The organism is Paenarthrobacter sp. PPS72, assembly GCF_048537125.1.
In the GTDB taxonomy this organism is placed as follows: Bacteria; Actinomycetota; Actinomycetes; order Actinomycetales; family Micrococcaceae; genus Arthrobacter; species Arthrobacter nitroguajacolicus_E.
In genome coordinates, this window is sequence record NZ_JBLYIE010000005.1 from 140,553 (window position 1) to 159,491 (window position 18,939).

Genomic DNA, 18,939 nt, shown 5'->3' on the forward strand with positions numbered 1-18,939 from the left:
GATACTCTTTTGCCATGGCCAACATCATCGAATTCAGCGGACCCGTGCTCGTGTCGGCAGACCAAGAGCGCCGCGGGCTGTGGTCCATCGATGGCGAACTGACATTCGAGCGTCCCGTGGCGCCGCCGGACAGGGTGTTGGATGGCTGGGTCCTGCCCGGTTTCGTGGACGCCCACTGCCACATCGGACTCGGCGCTGGAGGAGCGGTTGACGAGCAGGCCACGCTGGCCCAGGCACGGGCAGATCTCGACGCGGGAACCTTGCTGATCCGTGATTGCGGATCGCCCGGCGATACACGCTGGGTGCAGCAAAGAACGGACGTGCCCCGGCTGATCAGGTCGGGCCGGCATATCGCCCGGAGCCGTAGGTATCTCCGCGGTTTCGGCCATGAAATCGAGCCTCACGAACTGGTGGAAACCGTCCGAAAGGAAGCCCGCGACGGCGATGGCTGGGTGAAACTGGTGGGCGACTGGATTGACCGAGGCGTGGGAGACCTCGCGGCTTCGTTCCCTGCGGAGACCGTCAAGGATGCCATCGCAGCCGCCCACGATGAGGGTGCCAGGGTCACGGTTCACTGCTTTGCCGAGGACACCATTGATGACATGCTCGACGCCAATATCGATTGCATAGAGCACGCCACAGGGCTCCTGCCACGGCACATTTCCCGCTTGGTGGAACAGTCGGTGCCGATCGTTCCCACGTTGGTGAACGTCGCCACCTTCCCGGAGATCGCAGCCCAGGCCGCGCCGAAGTTTCCGGAGTACGCGGACCATATGATCCGACTCTGGGAACGTCGCCGGGAACGGGTCCTTGAGGCCTTCGAAGCGGGGGTTTCCATCTATGCCGGAACTGATGCCGGCAGCGTGATCAAGCACGGCAGGATTGCCGATGAAATGAAGGAACTGCACGACGCCGGCCTGCCGCCGGCGGCGGTCGTGCACGCCGCCGCTTGGGGCGCCCGGGAGTGGCTGGGAGTCGAGGGCATCATCGAGGGCGCAAGGGCCGACGTCGTGCTGTGCAGTGACGATCCGAGACGTGACCTCGGGACCACGGCCGAGCTCAAGCACATTGTCCTTGGGGGTAATGTCGTCCGCTAGGAATAAATTGAAGCTTCAAGTAATTTAGATAGGTAGGAAGGTGCCGATGCGCGGCCACCTCGGAACCGGGAGCTTCATATGACCTCATCACCCAGCCAGGATCTTCTGCCTGCCGAACTCACCATGGGCACCGTCATGCTCAAAGTGGGCGACATGAAGGTCATGAGCGACTACTATCAGCGAGCCCTTGGGCTGGAAATCGTGGCCGAGCAGGACGGCGGCCTCTATTTGGGGCGCGTGGGTAGGCCCGTTGTTCACCTTGCCCCTGCTGCTGGACTGCAGATCCCGGGACGGGGAGAGGCCGGACTGTTCCACACGGCGATCCTCTTCCGGGACCAGCCTTCTCTGGCGGCGACTATTGCGACCGCCGCAGAGTACGAGCCTCGTGCTTTCGCCGGCAGCGCTGACCATCTAGTCAGCGAAGCGTTCTACTTCACAGACCCCGAAGGCAACGGAATTGAACTCTACTACGACAAGCCTCGGGAGCTTTGGCAGTGGGATGGCAAGAGCGTTGTGATGGACAACGTGGCCTTGCCTCCGCAGCGTTTCCTTCAGCAGCACCTGAGTGAAGCTGCCGTGACGGGACAGCTCAAGGCGGCCGCCGGTATCGGGCACGTGCACCTGCAAGTGGGCGATGTTGAGACCGCGCAAAAGTTCTACGTGGAGACACTGGGCTTCGAACGAACCGCCGGCTGGCATGGCCAGGCACTGTTCGTTTCCGCCGGCGGCTACCACCACCACATGGCCATGAATGTCTGGAACAGCCGCGGCGCGGGCCCTCGAAAGGACACGCTCGGCCTCGGGGAAATCCTGATCGAGGTCCCCGGTAACGAAGACGTTGCAGCGCTGGCGGATCGCCTGAAGGTTGCGGGAGTGCAGAATCACCACACGGGAGCCGAGCTTCAGTTTGAGGATCCTTGGCGGAACAAGCTCCGCGTCGCCGTTCGCTAAGTCACGGCGGCCCGCCCGTGCTGCATTAGGCTGGGCAGTGACGGCACGAAGCCATTCGGGTTTCGTGCCGCCGCCCCGTCAGCACGAAGGAATGAGAGTACTTTCCCATGGGCTTTGCCGAAATCTTTGTAGCCACCCACGCTGAAGCACTCAAGCGGGCAGCAGCCCTTGAAAAGGGAGCGGATGTCACTGGCCCCGCCGTGAGGATTGATGGGATCACCGACTTCGAAGTCGAGCAATTGGGCGACCTCGCCGGACAAGCAGTCCACGCTGCCGGAGCCGACTATGAGCTTGCCCTGGTTGATGTAACCAGTGATGCCCTCCTGGGTGTTCCTGAAGCCATGGTGCGGGCCCTTGCCGAACTGCTCACATATGAGAGCGAAGGTGACGCGAATGTTCTCGATGATGTTGCTGCTGCCTGGGCTGCCCAGGACGATATGCCATTCGATGCAGCCCGATCACGCCAGTACGTCCAGCAGTTGGCCGCCCTCGCAACGGACGTTGAGACGACGGAGCGGGCCGGGCTCTACGTCTGGTCCGAATGAGGCACTGACTCGGACCACGCTGCGCGCTTAAGCCAAGGGAGTGGGCAAGAACACGCCGTTCAAGGTGGCCTAAGTCGTATTTACTCCGGTCATCTGGCACAATAGACAGGTACTCGATCGGTGCGGCCCCTCTCTCCGTGCTCGTATCTTGTCCTTCGAACCGTCAAGTATGGCCCGCCCCACGGGTGCAGAACGTCGGGTTCAACCTCGTTTCAGAAACAGGAGTGACCACAAAAGTGGCCGTAAAGATTCGCCTTAAGCGCTTCGGTAAGATGCGCGCACCGTACTACCGCATCGTCGTCATGGATGCCCGCGCCAAGCGCGATGGCCGTGCCATTGAAGAAATTGGCAAGTACCACCCCACCGAAGAGCCGTCGTACATCGAGGTCGCTTCCGAGCGCGCCCAGTACTGGCTTTCCGTTGGCGCCCAGCCGACCGAGCAGGTTGCCGCGATCCTCAAGATCACCGGTGACTGGCAGAAGTTCAAGGGCCTGCCGGGCCAGGAAGGCACCCTGAAGACCAAAGCTCCGAAGGAAGCCTTCGTAGCCCCGGAGAAGGGTTCCGTCATCATTCCGGAAGCCATCACCAAGAAGGCCAAGAAGGACGAAGCTGAAGCTCCGGCCGAGGCTGAAGCAGAGACCACCGAGGCTGAGTAAGTTGCTGGCAGAAGCGCTCGAGCACTTGGTCCGTGGGATCGTTGACAGCCCTGAGGATGTCAAGGTCAGTGCCAAGAACAACCGCCGCGGGGAATCCCTCGAGGTACGTGTTCACCAGGAGGACCTCGGACGGGTGATCGGCCGCCAGGGACGCACCGCACGCGCATTGCGCACTGTGGTTGCAGCTTTGGCTGGTGGCGAGCAGGTCAGGGTCGACGTCGTCGACACCGACCGTCGCCGGTAACGCGCTCAGCACTATTTGTCTTAGATCCGGCCCCTTCACCGAATATGGTGGAGGGGCCGGATTGCTTTATCCACATTTCCTGCCTGTGCCGCCCCGCGGCGCGGGCACTACAAGAATTCAGAGGAACCCATGCAGCTCCAGGTGGCCCGGATCGGCAAACCCCATGGCATCCGCGGCGAGGTAACGGTGCAGGTACTCACCGATGCCCCCTCCGAGCGTTTCGTCGCCGGAACCGAGTTCGTCGTGGAGCCGGCCTCCGCTGGCCCCCTGACCATCCGCAGCGCCAGGTGGAACAAGGACATCCTCCTGCTTGGCTTCGAAGAAATAGCCGACCGCAACGCCGCCGAGGTCATCCGCGGCGCGAAGCTGTTCATTGAAACCGAGGAACTCGACGACGAAGATGATGACGAGGGCTGGTACGAGCACGAGCTCGTTGGCCTGGAGGCCCGGGTTGGTTCGCAAGTGGTGGGCAAAGTTGCAGCGCTTACCACCCTGCCGGTCCAGGACCTCCTCACTGTGAAGACTGAAGACGGCAAGGAAATCCTCGTTCCCTTCGTCGAAGAAATTGTGCCCGAGGTCGACGTCGAGGGCGGGTACATCCTGATCACTCCGCCCACCGGCCTCTTTGAGCTTAACGACGACACCACGGCGGAGCCCCGGGATGGCGCCGGGGATGATGCCTGAATGAGGATCGATGTCGTCAGCATTTTTCCTGAATACCTCGCCCCGCTGGAGCTTTCACTCATCGGCAAAGCCCGCCAGGATGGATTGTTGGAGCTCAACGTCCACGACCTCCGCACCTTCACCACGGACAGGCACCGGACGGTAGATGACACGCCGTATGGCGGCGGCGCCGGAATGGTGATGAAACCGGAGCCTTGGGCTCAGGCCTTGGAATCGGTTGCCGCCCGCGAAGGTTCCAAGCCTGTTCTGATCGTTCCGTCGCCGGCAGGGGAGCAGTTCAACCAGGCCTTGGCCTATGAGCTCGCCGAAGAAGAACAGCTTGTCTTTGCCTGCGGGCGGTACGAAGGCATCGACGAACGCGTCATCGATTGGGCCCGGGATCACTTTACGGTCCGGCCCGTCAGCCTCGGGGACTACGTGCTCAACGGCGGAGAGGTTGCCGTGTTGGCTATGGTCGAAGCCATTGGGCGCCTCCTCCCCGGCGTCGTTGGCAACCCCGAGTCCCTGGTTGAGGAGTCCCATTCAGATGGGCTGCTTGAGTATCCGGTTTACACCAAGCCGTCCGCTTGGCGGGACCACGACGTCCCGCCGATTCTCCTCAGCGGCAATCACGGCAAGATCGCACAATGGCGCCGCCACGAGCAGTTCCGCCGGACGGCTGAGCGGAGGCCGGACCTTATGGAAGGGTTCGAGGCCGGAACCTTGAGTCGCGCTGACCGCCAAGCCCTCGCAGACCTCGGGTACGACGTCGTTGACGGCCGCCTTCGGGCCAAGCGCAACGGCGACAGCTAAAACTAAGGCCACTTTCCGCCGTCGAACTCTGCAGGAGTTGCGGCAGTTGGCTGGATGGTTGGGACTATGGCAGAATTAACCCTTGTGTCTGCTGGGCTGACACCTGCCACAGGGGGAGTTCAGCCAACAGTCGGACAACCCGGCGACGCCAATCAGTGGCGGCGCCGGACACTAAGAAACTTCGGCGGAAATTTCCGTTGGGCTTTGGTGCCCCGGGCTTGCCTGCCGTAACCCAAAGTGAATGGCCTGTGGCGTTCACCAGGAGTGGATTAATGCATATCCTCGATAGCGTAGATGCAGCCTCGCTGCGTAACGATGTTCCGGAGTTCCGTGCGGGCGATACCCTCAAGGTTCACGTCAACATCATCGAAGGCAAGAACTCCCGTGTCCAGGTATTCCAGGGCTTCGTCCTGGGCCGCCAGGGCGACGGCGTTCGCGAAACCTTCACCGTGCGCAAAGTATCCTTCGGTGTCGGCGTGGAGCGTACCTTCCCGGTACACTCCCCGATCATCGACAAGATCGAGGTCGTCACCAAGGGTGACGTCCGCCGCGCGAAGCTTTACTACATGCGCGCACTGCGCGGTAAGGCTGCGAAGATCAAGGAAAAGCGCGACTTCGCCAAGTAGGTCCTGCGACTTACGTAACGGGTCCAGGATTCGTGCCCGGTAGTTCCGGAGCAATCCGCAAGGCAACAGGGATACGAGTCATGGACGCATCAGAACGCCAGCCCCGTAAACAGGGCTGGCGTTTTGTTTTGCTCGCACTGGTGCTGGCCGTCGCGATCAGCGGCTTGGTGCGGTCCTTGTGGCTGGACGTTTACTACATTCCGTCCGAGTCCATGGAACCTGTCCTCGCAGAAGGCGACAGGATACTGGTCTCGCGAACGGCCTTCAATACGGAGCCGATCCGCCGCGGGGACATTGTGGTCTTCGATGGGCGCGGTTCCTTCGCCCCCTTGAGCAGTGGACAGAGCCCGTTTGTTGACGCGGTATCGGCTGTGAGTCAATGGTTCGGGTTGACCGGCAGTGATACGACATACGTCAAGCGGGTCATCGGGGTCGGGGGTGACAATGTGCAGTGCTGCGATGCGGCGGGGCGCCTCACGGTGAATGGTCAGGTTCTTGAGGAACCATATCTGTATTCGGGGGACGAACCCAGCAAGCAGAAATTCGACGTCGTAGTTCCTGATGGCCGCTTATGGCTCATGGGTGACCACCGTTCGCGTTCCGCCGATTCCCGAGGTCTACTGGGAGCGCCGGGCGGCGGCATGGTCCCCGTCGATCGGGTTATCGGCCGGCCCGTCCAGATCGTCTGGCCACTTGATAGATTTGCAGAGATGCCTCGCTCCGCGCAGGCCGAAACACCATCGAAGAACGGACAGTAAATGCCGGACAAAGCTCCTGAGAATCCCGAGCGGTACGACGACGACGCCCGGATCTCGGAAGGAACGGCAAGCGCCGCCGGTGTGGCTGAGCCGCGCCAGGTCCACGGTGACACATCCAGTGCTCGCGATGCGGTGGAGGAGCCTCGTTCCCGTGATTCCGACGGCGGATCCCACGCTGCAGAGAAACCGCGGAAAAATCCCGTGCTCGTTTGGGTCAAGGAGATTGTCACTGTTGTGGCAATTGCCCTGGTGCTGTCCTTCCTGCTCAAGACTTTCCTGTTCAGGGCGTTTTACATTCCTTCCGAGTCAATGGAAAGTACCTTGGACGTCAACGATCGCATCTTTATCAACCTGCTGGTGCCTGGACCGTTCGATCTTGAACGCGGGGACATAGTGGTCTTCAAAGACACCCAGGCATGGCTGCCGCCAGTAGCCAAGAAACCGGCCGGCCCCATGGACTGGGTGGGGGACGGCCTGGAGTTCGTCGGTTTGGCTCCTGATAATAATGATCAACACTTGGTTAAGCGCGTCATTGGCCTCCCAGGCGACAGTGTTTCCTGTTGCGATGCAGAGGGCCGGCTTTCGATCAATGGCGTGCCCATCAATGAGACGTACATCAACCCGGCAGAAGTGCCTTCGCCCACGCCATTCAACATCGTTGTTCCGGAAGGAAAAGTGTGGGTGATGGGCGACAACCGCAACAACTCTGAAGACTCCCGGGCGCATCAGGAAGTCAATGGTGGTTTCATCAACCTTGACGATGTCGAAGGCAAAGCCACCGTCATTGCCTGGCCGATCAACCGCTGGACCATCCTGGACAACTATCAGGACGTTTTCCGTGATGTCCCCGAAGGAACTCCGGCAAAGTAATGGCAACAACGGCTACCGGCTCAAAGGGCAAGGCGAAGGTCGAACTACCGGCCCAACCCGCCAAAACCAAGGCCAAACCCGCCAAAGGCAAGGGACAGGCGGGTTTCCCCACCCTTGATGTCGAACGATCCTTCTTGCCTTCCGGGGTGCGCCTGCTGGCCGGGGTGGATGAAGTTGGACGCGGAGCATTGGCTGGTCCCGTCAGCGTCGGTATCGCCGTAGTGAACCTCGAAGAGCACGGCTTGCTGGCGGACGTCCGGGACAGCAAGCTACTCAAGCCCGAGGATCGCGACAGGCTGGAGCCAATTGTCAGGGAGTGGGCGGTGGCCTCCGCCGTCGGGCACGCGTCGTCCCGGGAGATTGATGAGATCGGCATCATCGGGGCACTCCGCCTGGCCGGAACCCGCGCTTGGTTTGAGATCCTGGCCGACGGCGTCACACCGGACGTCGTGCTTTTGGACGGTAGCCACAATTGGCTTTCGCCGGTCGTTCAAGCCTCCCTTTTTGATACCCCGGACTTGGGACCATGGTGTGAAGCGCCTGTCCATACCAGGGTGAAAGCTGATATGAGTTGCCTCAGCGTGGCCGCAGCCAGTGTTCTGGCCAAGGTTGCCCGCGACCGCATCATGGTGGACCTGCATTCGCAAATTCCTGCCTACGGCTGGAACGAGAACAAGGGCTACGCCACCTCTGCCCACCGGGACGTGATCCGGCTTCAAGGCCCCAGCGCACATCACCGGACCAGCTGGAACCTCACCGGGCCCGACGTAGTCTGACAGTTCTCCAGATGTCGCTGTCGGCGCCCATGGCGCATGCTGCCCGGCCGATGGTGCAAGATGGAACCATGAGCGCTGAGGACCTTGAGAACTATGAAACCGACATGGAGCTTCAGCTCTACCGTGAGTACCGGGATGTTGTCGGTCTGTTCAGCTATGTAGTGGAAACCGAGCGGCGGTTCTACCTGGCCAACCACGTGGACCTACAGGCCCGCAGTGCGGACGGCGAAGTCTACTTTGACCTGACCTTGCAGGATGCTTGGGTTTGGGACGTTTACCGCTCGGCCCGCTTCGTGAAAAACGTCCGGGTGATCACGTTCAAGGACGTCAACGTGGAAGAGTTGCCGCGAAACGAGGAGCTCGCCCTGCCGAAAGATGGCGGTCTCGGGGACTTGGGAGATCTCGGCAACTAGCGACCCCTTCGGGCCTGAGTATCCCTCCACAGGACCCATTTGCTCGTCTTTGCCCACATAGCTTCATAAGCCTCTGCCGCCGCGTTCCACCAGCCTGAAAGCTGGTGTTTGGAGGTGGTGGTCATGAGAGCAAAAGACCTGCTGGGCCGTAATGGCGAAGCACTTGCGGCCGATTTCCTGGAAAACCAGGGAATGCGGATAGTCGATCGCAATTGGCGGTGCCCGGACGGCGAGATCGACATCGTGGCGATCGAGGGCAACACCCTGGTTATTGCCGAAGTGAAGACCCGGAAAAGCTTGGACTACGGACATCCTTTTGAGGCGGTGGGTGCTGCCAAACTGGCCCGTCTGCACCGGCTTTCGTCGTCGTGGTGCCGGGAGCATGACCTGAAGGCCGCGCGGAGGCGCATTGATGTAGTGTCCGTGATTGTCAGCGGGGTCGGCGAGCCGCAGCTGGAGCATCTACGGGGCGTTGGCTGATGGGAGTCGGACGTAGTTACTGCGTTGCCCTCCTCGGGCTTAACGGCTACATCGTGGAGGTCGAGGCCGACATCGGCCAAACGTTGCCGAACTTCGTGATCTTGGGGCTCCCCGACGCTTCCTTGAATGAGGCAAAGGAACGCATTCGATCTGCCGCGCAGAATTCCGGGATTCCCCTGAGCAGGCGGAAGATCACGGCCAACCTGATACCGGCGTCCCTCCCTAAGCGGGGCTCTGGATTCGATCTCGCCATCACCATGGCTGTGCTCCGCGCGGCAGGGGACATCCGCGAAATCGGCGGAACAGTTTTCATCGCGGAGCTTGGCCTGGACGGCAGATTGAGGCCGGTGCGCGGCATACTTCCCGCCGTGATGGCTGCCGTTCAGGCCGGCTATCCGGATATTGTCGTGGCCGACGCCAATGCCGTGGAGGCCTCGCTGGTCCCCGGAGCGAAGGTTCGCGGCTACAAAACACTGGCCCGGCTTGCCTTCGACTTTGGCGCGGATCCGAAGGACCTCGTCCTCGATTACAACCCCACGGACACCGATGCGGCGGATGAGGACGGGGACGCCGCAGCAACTATGCCGGACCTTTGTGATGTCTCGGGACAGAGTGAGGCGCGCCGTGCCTTGGAGGTAGCAGCTGCCGGCGGGCATCACATGTTGCTGACCGGGCCACCGGGGGCTGGTAAGACCATGTTGGCTGAACGCTTGCCGGGCCTGCTCCCGGACCTGGCTGACACGGCGGCCATGGAGGTAACGGCCATCCGTTCCCTGGCAGCTGTCCAGTCCTCCGCCGTGCGGCTCGTCCGCAGGCCACCATTCGAAAATCCGCACCACAGTGCTACCGCGGCTGCCATCATCGGTGGCGGGTCAGGGCTTCCCCGGCCAGGCGCCGCCTCGCGTGCACATCGCGGCGTGTTGTTCCTGGACGAGGCTCCGGAGTATGAGCGTCGGGTACTGGATGCCCTCCGACAACCGTTGGAGAGCGGAGAGCTGGTCATACACCGCTCAGCGGGCACTGCGGCGTATCCGGCCCGGTTTCAGCTCATACTTGCTGCGAATCCCTGTCCGTGCGGCAAAGCTTCAGGCAAGGGCATGGACTGTACGTGCACGCCCATGATGCGGCGCAGGTATTTTGGACGCATCTCAGGACCGCTGCTGGACCGCGTGGACATCCAATTGCAGGTAGAGCGGGTGTCCTTGGCCGACTTCGGCAGTGCGGGTGCAGAAGAAGACACCCGTGTTGTCGCCGAACGGGTGCAAGCCGCCAGGGAGCGGCAACTCGAGCGTCTGCTGGCCATGGGGCTGGAGACCAATTCCCAAGTGCCGGGGCGCATTCTGCGCGGCGGACTGCGGCTGTCTCCTGGAACCACCCGAATTCTGGACACTGCCTTGGAACGCGGCACCCTGACTGCCCGTGGTTACGACCGTGTCCTCCGGTTGGCGTGGACCCTGGCAGATCTGGGCCACAGCGATACACCGGACATCGATCATATCGGCCAAGCACTAGGCCTACGTCAGGCTGCGGCTGCTACATGAGAAGCATGCCATCAGAACCACCGACATGAAGGGAATCACAGCAGTGGCCGTATTGGGGAAGCAGGATAGGGAACGCATTGCCAGGGCAGCATTGGCACGGCTCATGGAGCCTCAGGACTCCGTGGGACTCGCTTTGGTCCGGGTACTAGGGGCCGTGGATGCCCTGGGCATTGCAACAGGAGAACTGGAAGGAGGTCCAAACCTGGAGCGGGAGATCTCGTCCTTGCTTGTCGATGGAGGAGGGCCGTCATCGTGGGCAGGGCTGCCGGCCAGCCTTCGACGGTGGGCGCCACGTGTCCCCGACCTCGCGCCTGACCGGGACTTGGAAACCATGCGTCGATTGGGAGGGCGGTTGATCATCCCCGGTGATGACTTGTGGCCGGAACAGTTGCAAGACCTCGGACTCCAGGAGCCGCTTTGCTTGTGGTGGCGGGGACAGGAGCAGCAGCTACCTTCCGCCCGCCGAACCATCGCCCTGGTGGGGTCCAGGGACAGCACCAACTATGGAGCATCCGTGACAGGCGACTTCGCCTACGGGTTGGCCCAACGCGGTTATACCGTGGTTTCCGGGGGAGCCTATGGCATCGACGCCCATGCCCACCGCGGAGCCTTAAGCGGCGGAGTCGCCAGTGTGCCCACGATTGCCGTCATGGCAGGAGGCGTGGATCGTTTCTACCCGTCAGGCAATGAGGATCTCCTCCGGGCGGTGTCTACCCAGGGTGCTGTTATCTCGGAGGTGCCACCTGGATCCGCTCCCACCCGGTACCGGTTCCTGCAAAGGAACCGCCTTATCGCCGCCTTGGCATCAGTGACGGTGGTGGTGGAAGCACGCTGGAGATCGGGCGCCCTCAATACAGCCCATCATGCTGAAAGCATTGGAAGGGTTGTTGCCACGGTCCCGGGATCCATTCACAGTGCCAACTCGGCAGGTTGCCATCGGCTCCTCCGGGACGGGGGAGCGGTGTGTGTCACCGATGTGGGCGAGATTGCCGAGCTGGCCGGTTCCATAGGCGAAACCACTGGTGAGGGAAAAGACGCTGGCACCGCGCCGCACGATGGCCTGTCTTTGGAGGACCTGATTCTCCTGGACGCTCTGCCCCTTCGTTCCTTTACTTCGGTGGAGAAGCTGACCGTGGTGGCAGGACTGAGTCCGGAATCCGTGCGCGCGGGCCTGGGCCGGTTGGGGTTGCTGGGTTTGGCCGGCTCGGAACGCGGTGGGTGGAAAAGGGTCAAAAATGCCTAGCCCCGTAAGGACAGGCATGTCGATACGGGTTCTTTGCAGGGGCGGCTGGCACAGTGGGAAGTGTGGACGGACAATCACTACCAGCACCCCTTCAGAACGCAGTCGATGGCTTTCGGCGCTACTTGGAGGGCGAACGAGCGAGGTCTGCGCACACCGTCCGCGCCTACTTGGCCGATGTTGAGAGTCTCCTCGGCTTTGCAGTGCAGGAGGGAGTCCAGGATCTGGGGGAACTGGAATTGGGCGCCCTGAGGCGCTGGCTTGGTGCGCAGAGTGAGGCGGGCATGGCTAGGGCCACGTTGGCGCGCCGGGCCGCAACTGCCAGGTCGTTCACGGGATGGGCGCTCCGGGAAGAACTAATCCAGACAGACCCTGCGGTTCGCCTGCAGGCACCCAAGCGGGACAAGTCCCTGCCGGGGGTGCTTCAGCAACAGCAGGTTTCCCGGATGGTGGATGACCTGAAAACCGCAGCTGCTGATGGAGGCCCCATGGCTTTGCGCAACAGGGCCATAGTGGAACTCTTGTACGCAACTGGAGTCCGCGTGGGGGAACTTGCGGGGCTGGATATTGACGACCTTGATCCCGATCGTCGTACGCTCCGCGTTCTGGGTAAAGGCAATAAGGAGCGCACTGTTCCGTTCGGCGTTCCGGCTGCGTTGGCTGTGGACGATTGGCTCAGGCGGGGCCGCCCGGCAGTGGTGACGGCCACAAGCGGACCGGCCTTGTTCCTGGGCGTTCGTGGCAACCGGGTTGATCCTCGCCAAATCCGGGCAGTGGTCAGCGAACTGCTGCAGGCGTTGGGTGACACATCAGCCACGGGCCCGCACGCGCTCAGGCACAGCGCCGCCACCCACCTGCTGGACGGGGGAGCGGACCTGCGGGCTGTGCAGGAAATTCTTGGCCACAGTAGCCTGGCAACCACGCAGATCTATACTCATGTATCCGTCGACCGTCTCAGGAAGAGCTACGAACAGGCGCACCCCAGGGCCTGAGCATGATGACCTAAGTGCTGCACTGGCGGAAACGGGCAGCGTACGGCAAAATGAAAGCACCACGGGGAAACCTTCAATTCACGGTTGAGGGTTAGATCCGTGCCAATATCGTCTGAAGTACTAAAACTAAATAGCCTGTCAGGGCCCGTATTACTTTCATGGCATCCGGCAGCAACAGCAAACATCCAGGCAGAGGTCGTTGGGGAAGACGTACCTACAGCTATGGAGGATGGAATGTCTGTTGCAACAACCCGCGGTGTCCTGTTCGTGCACTCGGCCCCTACGGCGCTTTGCCCGCATGTTGAATGGGCCATTGGATCGGTCGTGGATAAGCGAACCGATCTTGAGTGGACCCCTCAACCCGCTGCGCCGGGAATGTTTCGGGCAGAGTTATCGTGGACCGGTACGCCGGGTACGGGGGCGCAGTTGGCGTCGGCCCTAAGGGGCTGGGCTCACCTACGCTACGAGGTGACCGAAGAACCCAGCCAAGGGGTGGATGGAGCGCGTTGGTCGCACACCCCTGAGTTGGGGATTTTCCATGCCGTCACTGATGTCCACGGCAACATCATGGTGACAGAGGACCGAATCCGCTACGCCTATGAGTCAGGTGCAGGGGACCCGTCCGCCGTTTACCATGAGCTCTCGCTGGCGCTCGGTGAAGCGTGGGATGAGGAACTGGAACCCTTCCGCCACGCAGCTGAAGGTGCTCCTGTTCGCTGGTTGCACCAAGTCGGCTAGCGGCGTCACGTACCGACTTCGACCAGCCACCGCGTTCAACAGTGCTTAGCTGACGCGTCCAACAGCGCTGAGTTGAAGTATCTCCCATAGCAACGAGAAGGGCCCCACCAGATGGTGGGGCCCTTCTTATGTCTTGTGGAGCCATCGGCTAACAGAGGACTCAGACGTTCCGCACTGCGATGACCGCGTTATGTCCGCCAAAACCGAAGGAGTTGCTCAGTGCCACGATGTCACCAGTGGGCAGATCGCGAACTGACGTTACAACGTCGAGGGGGATCTCCGGATCCTGGTTTTCAAGGTTGATGGTCACCGGTGCCTTGCGCTCGTAGACAGCCAACACGGTCAGTACAGCTTCAACGGCTCCTGAAGCGCCCAGAAGGTGGCCCATCTGCGACTTGGTAGCGGAGACCGCCACATTGTCCACGTGTGTCCCCAGAGCGGCGCGCAGGGCTGTGTACTCAGGCTTGTCTCCAACAGGAGTAGAGGTGGCATGCGCATTGACGTGGACCACGTCCTCCGCCTGGATCCGGCCATCGAACATGGCGGCCTTCAGCGCACGGGTGGCACCCAGGCCCTCGGGGTCCGGTGCAGTGATGTGATAGGCGTCAGCCGTAACCGACGTGCCGGCGAGCTCGGCATAGATGCGTGCGCCCCGCGCAATGGCGTGCTCCTCGGCTTCGAGGACCAGGGCGCCGGCACCTTCACCCATGACAAAACCGTCGCGGTCGGTGTCGTACGGGCGGGAGGCGCGCTCCGGCTCGTCGTTACGACGGGACAGTGCCTGCATGGAGGAGAAAGCGGCCAACGGCATGGGGTGGATAGCAGCTTCGGCGCCACCGCACACTACAACGTCTGCCTTGCCGGACCGGATCAGGTCCAAGCCCAGGTGGAGGGCCTCGGTACCGGATGCACAAGCCGAAACGGGGGTGTGCGCTCCGGCGCGGGCGCCGAGGTCCAGGCTGACTGCCGCTGCCACGCCATTGGGCATGAGCATGGGGACGGTCATGGGAAGAACCCGGCGCGGACCCTTGTCCCTGAGTGTGTCCCAAGCATCCAGGAGCGTCCAGACACCGCCGATGCCGGTTGCGAATGCAACGGCGAGGCGGTCGTGGTCGATTTCTTCGATCCCCGCGTCAGACCAGGCCTCGCGGGCTGCGATGACACCAAATTGCGTGGAAGGGTCCATGCGCTTTGCCTCAACGCGGCTCAGGACCTCAAGTGCCGGCGTCGAGCACCGGGCAGCAAAGTGGACGGGGAGGTCGTACTTGGCCACCCACTCGTCGCCGAGCGTGCGGGCGCCGGAGACCCCTTTCAGCGCGTTCTGCCACATTGTGGGTACGTCGCCGCCGATGGGAGTGGTGGCCCCCAGACCGGTTATGACTACTTTGCGTGCCATGCGATCACTCTCTGTCGGATAGCCGTCCCGCCTGCGCGGTTCACAAGGGGAGGCAAAAAACTATGGGTGTTACTGCGGCTGTGCCGGGCCCAGGGATCGGAATCCCGGCCCGGCACAGCTGGTGTCAGGACTAGGCCTGTGCGTTGGCGATGAAGCTGACGGCGTCGCCGACGGTCTTGAGGTTCTTGACCTCTTCGTCCGGGATGCGTACGCCGAACTTCTCTTCAGCGTTGACCACGATGGTCATCATCGAGATGGAGTCGATGTCCAGGTCCTCGGTGAAGGACTTGTCCAGCTCCACGGCTTCGGTGGCAAGGCCGGTCTCTTCGTTGACGATTTCAGCCAGGCCGGCCAGGATCTCTTCGTTGCTAGCCATTGTTGGCTCCTTTTCTTGTTGTACCGGCTACTGCCGGAAAGGGGGCAAACCGCGGGTTGCGGCTTGGGTTTGTAAGTCGTATTCAGTTGGCTGGTAACCGGGACGAGTCCCGGCTACGGCAGAACCACTACCTGGGCGCCGAAGACCAGTCCGGCGCCGAACCCGATCTGCAGGGCCAGGCCGCCGCTCAGCTCAGGGTTTTCCTGAAGCAAGCGGTGCGTTGCCAGCGGGATGGATGCCGCGGATGTGTTGCCCGCTTGGGCGATGTCGCGTCCGATGACAACGGATTCGGGAAGCTTGAGCTTCTTGACCATCTCGTCGATGATGCGCATGTTCGCCTGGTGGGGAACGAAAGCGGCGAGATCGCTGGCTTCGATGCCCGCCGCATCCAAGGCCTGCTGGGCGACCTTGGCCATTTCCCAGACCGCCCAGCGGAACACTGTCTGGCCGTCCTGGCGCAGGGTGGGCCACACGTCCTGGGTTGCTGAAAGAATGGCGGGATCGTCGATTTCGTCGGAGTGCCTGGCCGACTCGCCAAGCTTCTTGACGTCCTCCAAGGAATGAGTCATGCCGATCGCATCCCACTTGCTGCCGTCCGAGCCCCACACCGAGGGACCGATGCCGGGAGTGTCGGACGGGCCAACCACCACAGCGCCGGCACCATCGCCGAGGAGGAAAGAGATGGTTCGTTCGTGGTTGTCGATGACGTCCGAAAGTTTCTCGGCACCGACTACGAGTACGTACTCAGCTGCACCGGAACGGACCAGGGCGTCAGCCTGGGCCACGCCGTAGCAGTACCCTGCGCAGGCGGCCGAGATGTCGAAGGCCGGTGCCGGCGTCGCGCCCAAACGATCGGTGAGGGCAGCGGCGGCCGACGGCGTCGCGTAGGGGTGTGTCACGGTGGAGACGATGACGGCTCCCAGTTGGGACGGTTCGATTCCGGCCTGCTTGAGTGCTTCGCGTGCTGCGCCTTCGGCCATGTCGATCACGCTGACGTCTGCGGCTGCACGATGACGGGTGATGATGCCGGTGCGCTGGCGGATCCACTCGTCGGAAGAGTCAATCCACTGGCAGACGTCATCGTTGGTCACAATGACATCCGGGCGGTAGGCGCCGATGCCCAGGATGCGGGCATTCTCGTTGACAGCAGCCTTATTGAGTACGGGAGTGCTCATGCCTGCCCCTCCAGTTCAGCAAAGAGTGCGAGAGCCGCGGAGAGATCCTCCGGGGTTTTGACAGCAACCGTCTTCACGCCGGGCATGCCTCGTTTGGCGAGCCCGGCGAGCGTGCCGGCAGGGGCAAGTTCGATCACACCGGTGACGCCGCGTTCAACCAGCGTTTCCATGCACTGATCCCAGCGGACGGGGCGGGAGACCTGTGCAATCAGGCTTTCGACGGCGGCCGAGCCTTGCGTGACTTCCTTGCCGTCGTAGTTGGACAACAGCGGGACGGCCGGGTTCTGCGGCGACAGGGAAGGCTTGAGGGCCTCCAGGGCGCTGGCTGCGGGTGCCATGTGGGAGGTGTGGAAAGCACCGGCGACCTTGAGGGGTATGACGCGTGCCTTCGCTGGCGGGTTGTCCGCCAAAGCCTTGAGTTGTTCAAACGTGCCTGCCGCAACCGTTTGACCGGCTCCGTTGACATTTGCCGGAGTGGCGCCTGCGGCCGCGATGGCCGAGAGGACCTCGGCGGGATCTCCGCCCACAACAGCGCTCATGCCCGTGGGCGTCACTGCAGCTGCCGCAGCCATGCTGTTGGCGCGCTCCCGAACGAAGCTCATGGCCTCGGAGTCGGTGAGGACGCCGGCAAGGGCCGAAGCCGTGATCTCGCCTACAGAATGTCCGGCGAGAATGACGGGGAGGGTATTGAGTTCGACATCAAACAATGACTTGGCAGCAACAAGGCCGGCGGCGACGATCAACGGCTGCGCTACGGCAGTGTCCTTGATTGTTTCTTCATCCGAGGTGGTTCCGTGGGCCTTGAGGTCAATGCCTGCGATTTCGCTCAGTGCGGCCAATTGGCCTTCGACGGAGGGGAGTTCCAGCCAAGGGGCCAAAAATCCGGGGGTCTGGGAGCCCTGTCCAGGGCAGACGATTGCAAGCACGTATCCAGCTTTCCAAATTGCCACGTGATCCACTGGTGTTTCGGTACACCAAGCTCACTGGGTCAGTTTGTAGGAAGTCTACAACGGTTCAGTTCTGCGAACGTGACGCGTGACGTTCGGGAGCGGCTTTTGGTTGGGCTGAAAGACGGCCCACCACCAAGGCGGTTTGCAACACAAACGCCTCTCTGGGGAGGAGCGGATCCCAGCCTGTCACGTCGCAGACACGCTTCAAACGGTAGCGCACGGTGTTGGCATGGACGAACAGTTCGCGCGCCGTGGCCTCCAGTGAATGCCCCAGCTCCAAGTACGTCCCCAGGGTCTCCACGAGGCCATTCGAGGCAGCCAGAAGGGGGCGGTAGATGTTCTTTATCAGTGACCTGCGCGCAGCGTCGTCACCGGAAACGACACGCTCTGGAAGGAGGTCGTCGGCAGCAACAGGGCGTGGAGCGGAAGGCCATGCACGAGCTGCAGTGAGCCCCGCAAAGGCCGCTTGGGCGGAACTGCTTGCCTCCAACAACGAGCCGGCTTCCGGGCCGTAAACCACGGCGCCGGGCGCGAAGAGCTCGCTGAGCTTAACGTAGGCGGTATCGCGGTCCTGCACGCCGCCGAGGATCAAAATGAGCCGGTCACCCTGGATTCCCACCAGTGCGTCCTCGGCGAAGCGTCCGGCGGTACGGCGTAGTTCGCTGACATAGCTTGCGCTTGGCTCGGACGGCGAATTTCCCACCATTACAGTGAATCGTTCCTGCGCCTTCCAGCCGAGAGCCGCGATCCTGGACCGCAAGGCATCGGTGTTTTCTCCCCGCAAAATGGCGTCGACAATCAACGCTTCCAGGCGCGTGTCCCAGGAACCGCGGGATTCGGCAGCCCGGGCGTACACATCGGCGGCCGCGAATGCCACTTCGCGCGAATAGCGCAGTACGGCTTCGCGGAGTGACGGCTGATCCGATTCCGGCGCGATCACGGGAACCTGGTCCTCCACGACTTCCACCACAATGCGGATCAGTTGCAAGGCCTTTTGCAGGCTGATGGAGCGCGTCAGTTCAGTAGGCGCGTTGCCGAAGACGTCGGTAAGGATCCACGACGGCGAACTGGGCCGTTCGTACCACGTTACAAAGGCAGCTATGCCGTTCTGGGCCACCAAGCCCAAAGCCGAGCGTTCATCTGAGCTCAGGCGGCCATACCAAGGCAGTGATTTCTCGAGTTGCCGCATAGTGCTGGTGGACAACTGGCCTACGTTGGCCCGGAGTTGCCGCAGGGTTTCGGCCTTTTCCGGTGACAATGCCTGGGGTGCTGCCTTGCGCTTGGTGGTTGTTTTGCTCGGCTCTGCCATGGAACGAGCATACGGCCCATCCCGGGCAAGCTCCATTTGTGAGAAGGCTACAACTCGTGTTGTTGCTGGTCACGTCCCTTCCCTGCCCGTCCCAGCCTGGTTAACGCCCGACGGCGGCCCCCACCTTTCGGTGAAAGCCGCCGTCGCGGTATTGCTGGCGTTGCCGTTGCAGTGGGCGTTACCCCATCAACAGTTAGGCGTCGCCGCCTGCTCCGCCGGTGGTGCCGGCGTTGACATCCAGGAGCCGGTACTTTTCGATCGCCTTTTCCAGGGCACCAGCTTCAACTTCTCCCTTGGCGGCGAGGAGTTGGAGGGTTTTGGCGACGATGG

The 18,939-nt window shown here is 62.0% G+C and carries 22 protein-coding genes; 17 read left to right on the forward strand and 5 right to left on the reverse strand.

The annotated features are described in order from the left end of the window. The first annotated feature begins 14 nt into the window (after positions 1–14). From ACLRGI_RS03430 to ACLRGI_RS03510, 17 genes are all read left to right on the forward strand, one after another. On the forward strand, positions 15–1,097 hold the full coding sequence (locus tag ACLRGI_RS03430) for an amidohydrolase family protein (protein ID WP_419200306.1): 1,083 nt from the start codon (positions 15–17) through the stop codon (positions 1,095–1,097). Positions 1,098–1,175: 78 nt separating this feature from the next. Next, the gene (locus ACLRGI_RS03435; protein ID WP_419200307.1) at positions 1,176–2,048 is read left to right on the forward strand and encodes a VOC family protein; all 873 of its coding nucleotides are present in this window, start codon (positions 1,176–1,178) and stop codon (positions 2,046–2,048) included. Between the two features lie 107 nt (positions 2,049–2,155). Then, entirely contained in the window at positions 2,156–2,593 is a 438-nt protein-coding gene (locus ACLRGI_RS03440) for a hypothetical protein (protein WP_419200308.1), read from the forward strand. Positions 2,594–2,829: 236 nt separating this feature from the next. Further along, positions 2,830–3,249 carry a 30S ribosomal protein S16 gene (gene rpsP, locus ACLRGI_RS03445; protein WP_017199647.1) on the forward strand — a complete coding sequence of 140 codons (420 nt, stop codon included), beginning with the start codon at positions 2,830–2,832 and terminating at the stop codon, positions 3,247–3,249. A 1-nt stretch (position 3,250) separates the two neighbouring features. Continuing rightward, positions 3,251–3,493 (forward strand): RNA-binding protein, encoded by a 243-nt coding sequence (locus tag ACLRGI_RS03450; protein ID WP_011775119.1) that lies wholly within the window; start codon positions 3,251–3,253, stop codon positions 3,491–3,493. Positions 3,494–3,622: 129 nt separating this feature from the next. After that, complete coding sequence (gene rimM / locus ACLRGI_RS03455) at positions 3,623–4,177, forward strand: ribosome maturation factor RimM (RefSeq protein ID WP_419200309.1); 555 nt, start codon at positions 3,623–3,625, stop codon at positions 4,175–4,177. Next, positions 4,178–4,969, forward strand: coding sequence for a tRNA (guanosine(37)-N1)-methyltransferase TrmD (gene trmD / locus ACLRGI_RS03460; RefSeq protein ID WP_419200310.1), 792 nt, complete (start codon positions 4,178–4,180; stop codon positions 4,967–4,969). A gap of 272 nt (positions 4,970–5,241) precedes the next feature. Further along, positions 5,242–5,595 carry a 50S ribosomal protein L19 gene (gene rplS / locus ACLRGI_RS03465; RefSeq protein WP_014922079.1) on the forward strand — a complete coding sequence of 118 codons (354 nt, stop codon included), beginning with the start codon at positions 5,242–5,244 and terminating at the stop codon, positions 5,593–5,595. Between the two features lie 80 nt (positions 5,596–5,675). Continuing rightward, entirely contained in the window at positions 5,676–6,353 is a 678-nt protein-coding gene (gene lepB / locus ACLRGI_RS03470) for a signal peptidase I (protein WP_419200311.1), read from the forward strand. After that, positions 6,354–7,223 (forward strand): signal peptidase I, encoded by an 870-nt coding sequence (gene lepB, locus ACLRGI_RS03475; RefSeq protein ID WP_419200312.1) that lies wholly within the window; start codon positions 6,354–6,356, stop codon positions 7,221–7,223. It begins immediately after the preceding gene. Beyond that, complete coding sequence (rnhB, locus tag ACLRGI_RS03480) at positions 7,223–7,999, forward strand: ribonuclease HII (RefSeq protein WP_419200313.1); 777 nt, start codon at positions 7,223–7,225, stop codon at positions 7,997–7,999. The genes lepB (ACLRGI_RS03475) and rnhB overlap by 1 nt, the downstream gene beginning before the upstream one ends. Before the next feature lie 68 nt (positions 8,000–8,067). Further along, on the forward strand, positions 8,068–8,412 hold the full coding sequence (locus ACLRGI_RS03485; protein ID WP_026005632.1) for a DUF2469 domain-containing protein: 345 nt from the start codon (positions 8,068–8,070) through the stop codon (positions 8,410–8,412). Positions 8,413–8,526: 114 nt separating this feature from the next. Then, a complete protein-coding gene (locus ACLRGI_RS03490) occupies positions 8,527–8,892 on the forward strand; it encodes a YraN family protein (protein WP_419200314.1) in 366 nt (121 codons plus the stop codon). Next, positions 8,892–10,433, forward strand: coding sequence for a YifB family Mg chelatase-like AAA ATPase (locus ACLRGI_RS03495; protein ID WP_419200315.1), 1,542 nt, complete (start codon positions 8,892–8,894; stop codon positions 10,431–10,433). Before ACLRGI_RS03490 ends, ACLRGI_RS03495 begins: the two co-directional genes overlap by 1 nt. A 25-nt stretch (positions 10,434–10,458) precedes the next feature. Then, positions 10,459–11,676 carry a DNA-processing protein DprA gene (gene dprA / locus ACLRGI_RS03500; protein ID WP_419200316.1) on the forward strand — a complete coding sequence of 406 codons (1,218 nt, stop codon included), beginning with the start codon at positions 10,459–10,461 and terminating at the stop codon, positions 11,674–11,676. Between the two features lie 62 nt (positions 11,677–11,738). Continuing rightward, positions 11,739–12,665, forward strand: a complete 927-nt coding sequence (locus ACLRGI_RS03505; protein WP_419200317.1) for a tyrosine recombinase XerC — start codon at positions 11,739–11,741, stop codon at positions 12,663–12,665. Between the two features lie 234 nt (positions 12,666–12,899). Beyond that, positions 12,900–13,403: a DUF3145 domain-containing protein gene (locus ACLRGI_RS03510; protein ID WP_026005636.1), complete on the forward strand. Its 504-nt coding sequence runs from the start codon at positions 12,900–12,902 to the stop codon at positions 13,401–13,403. Positions 13,404–13,563: 160 nt separating this feature from the next. Here ACLRGI_RS03510 and ACLRGI_RS03515 read toward each other — a convergent pair whose 3' ends face one another. From ACLRGI_RS03515 to ACLRGI_RS03535, 5 genes are all read right to left on the reverse strand, one after another. Then, entirely contained in the window at positions 13,564–14,799 is a 1,236-nt protein-coding gene (locus tag ACLRGI_RS03515; protein ID WP_419200318.1) for a beta-ketoacyl-[acyl-carrier-protein] synthase family protein, read from the reverse strand. A 130-nt stretch (positions 14,800–14,929) separates the two neighbouring features. Further along, complete coding sequence (locus ACLRGI_RS03520; RefSeq protein WP_011692310.1) at positions 14,930–15,175, reverse strand: acyl carrier protein; 246 nt, start codon at positions 15,173–15,175, stop codon at positions 14,930–14,932. A 113-nt stretch (positions 15,176–15,288) separates the two neighbouring features. Further along, positions 15,289–16,350, reverse strand: coding sequence for a beta-ketoacyl-ACP synthase III (locus tag ACLRGI_RS03525; protein WP_091468082.1), 1,062 nt, complete (start codon positions 16,348–16,350; stop codon positions 15,289–15,291). Further along, positions 16,347–17,276 (reverse strand): ACP S-malonyltransferase, encoded by a 930-nt coding sequence (locus ACLRGI_RS03530; protein WP_419200330.1) that lies wholly within the window; start codon positions 17,274–17,276, stop codon positions 16,347–16,349. Before ACLRGI_RS03530 ends, ACLRGI_RS03525 begins: the two co-directional genes overlap by 4 nt. A gap of 88 nt (positions 17,277–17,364) precedes the next feature. Continuing rightward, complete coding sequence (locus ACLRGI_RS03535) at positions 17,365–18,609, reverse strand: PucR family transcriptional regulator (RefSeq protein WP_419200319.1); 1,245 nt, start codon at positions 18,607–18,609, stop codon at positions 17,365–17,367. Between the last annotated feature and the right edge of the window lie 330 nt (positions 18,610–18,939).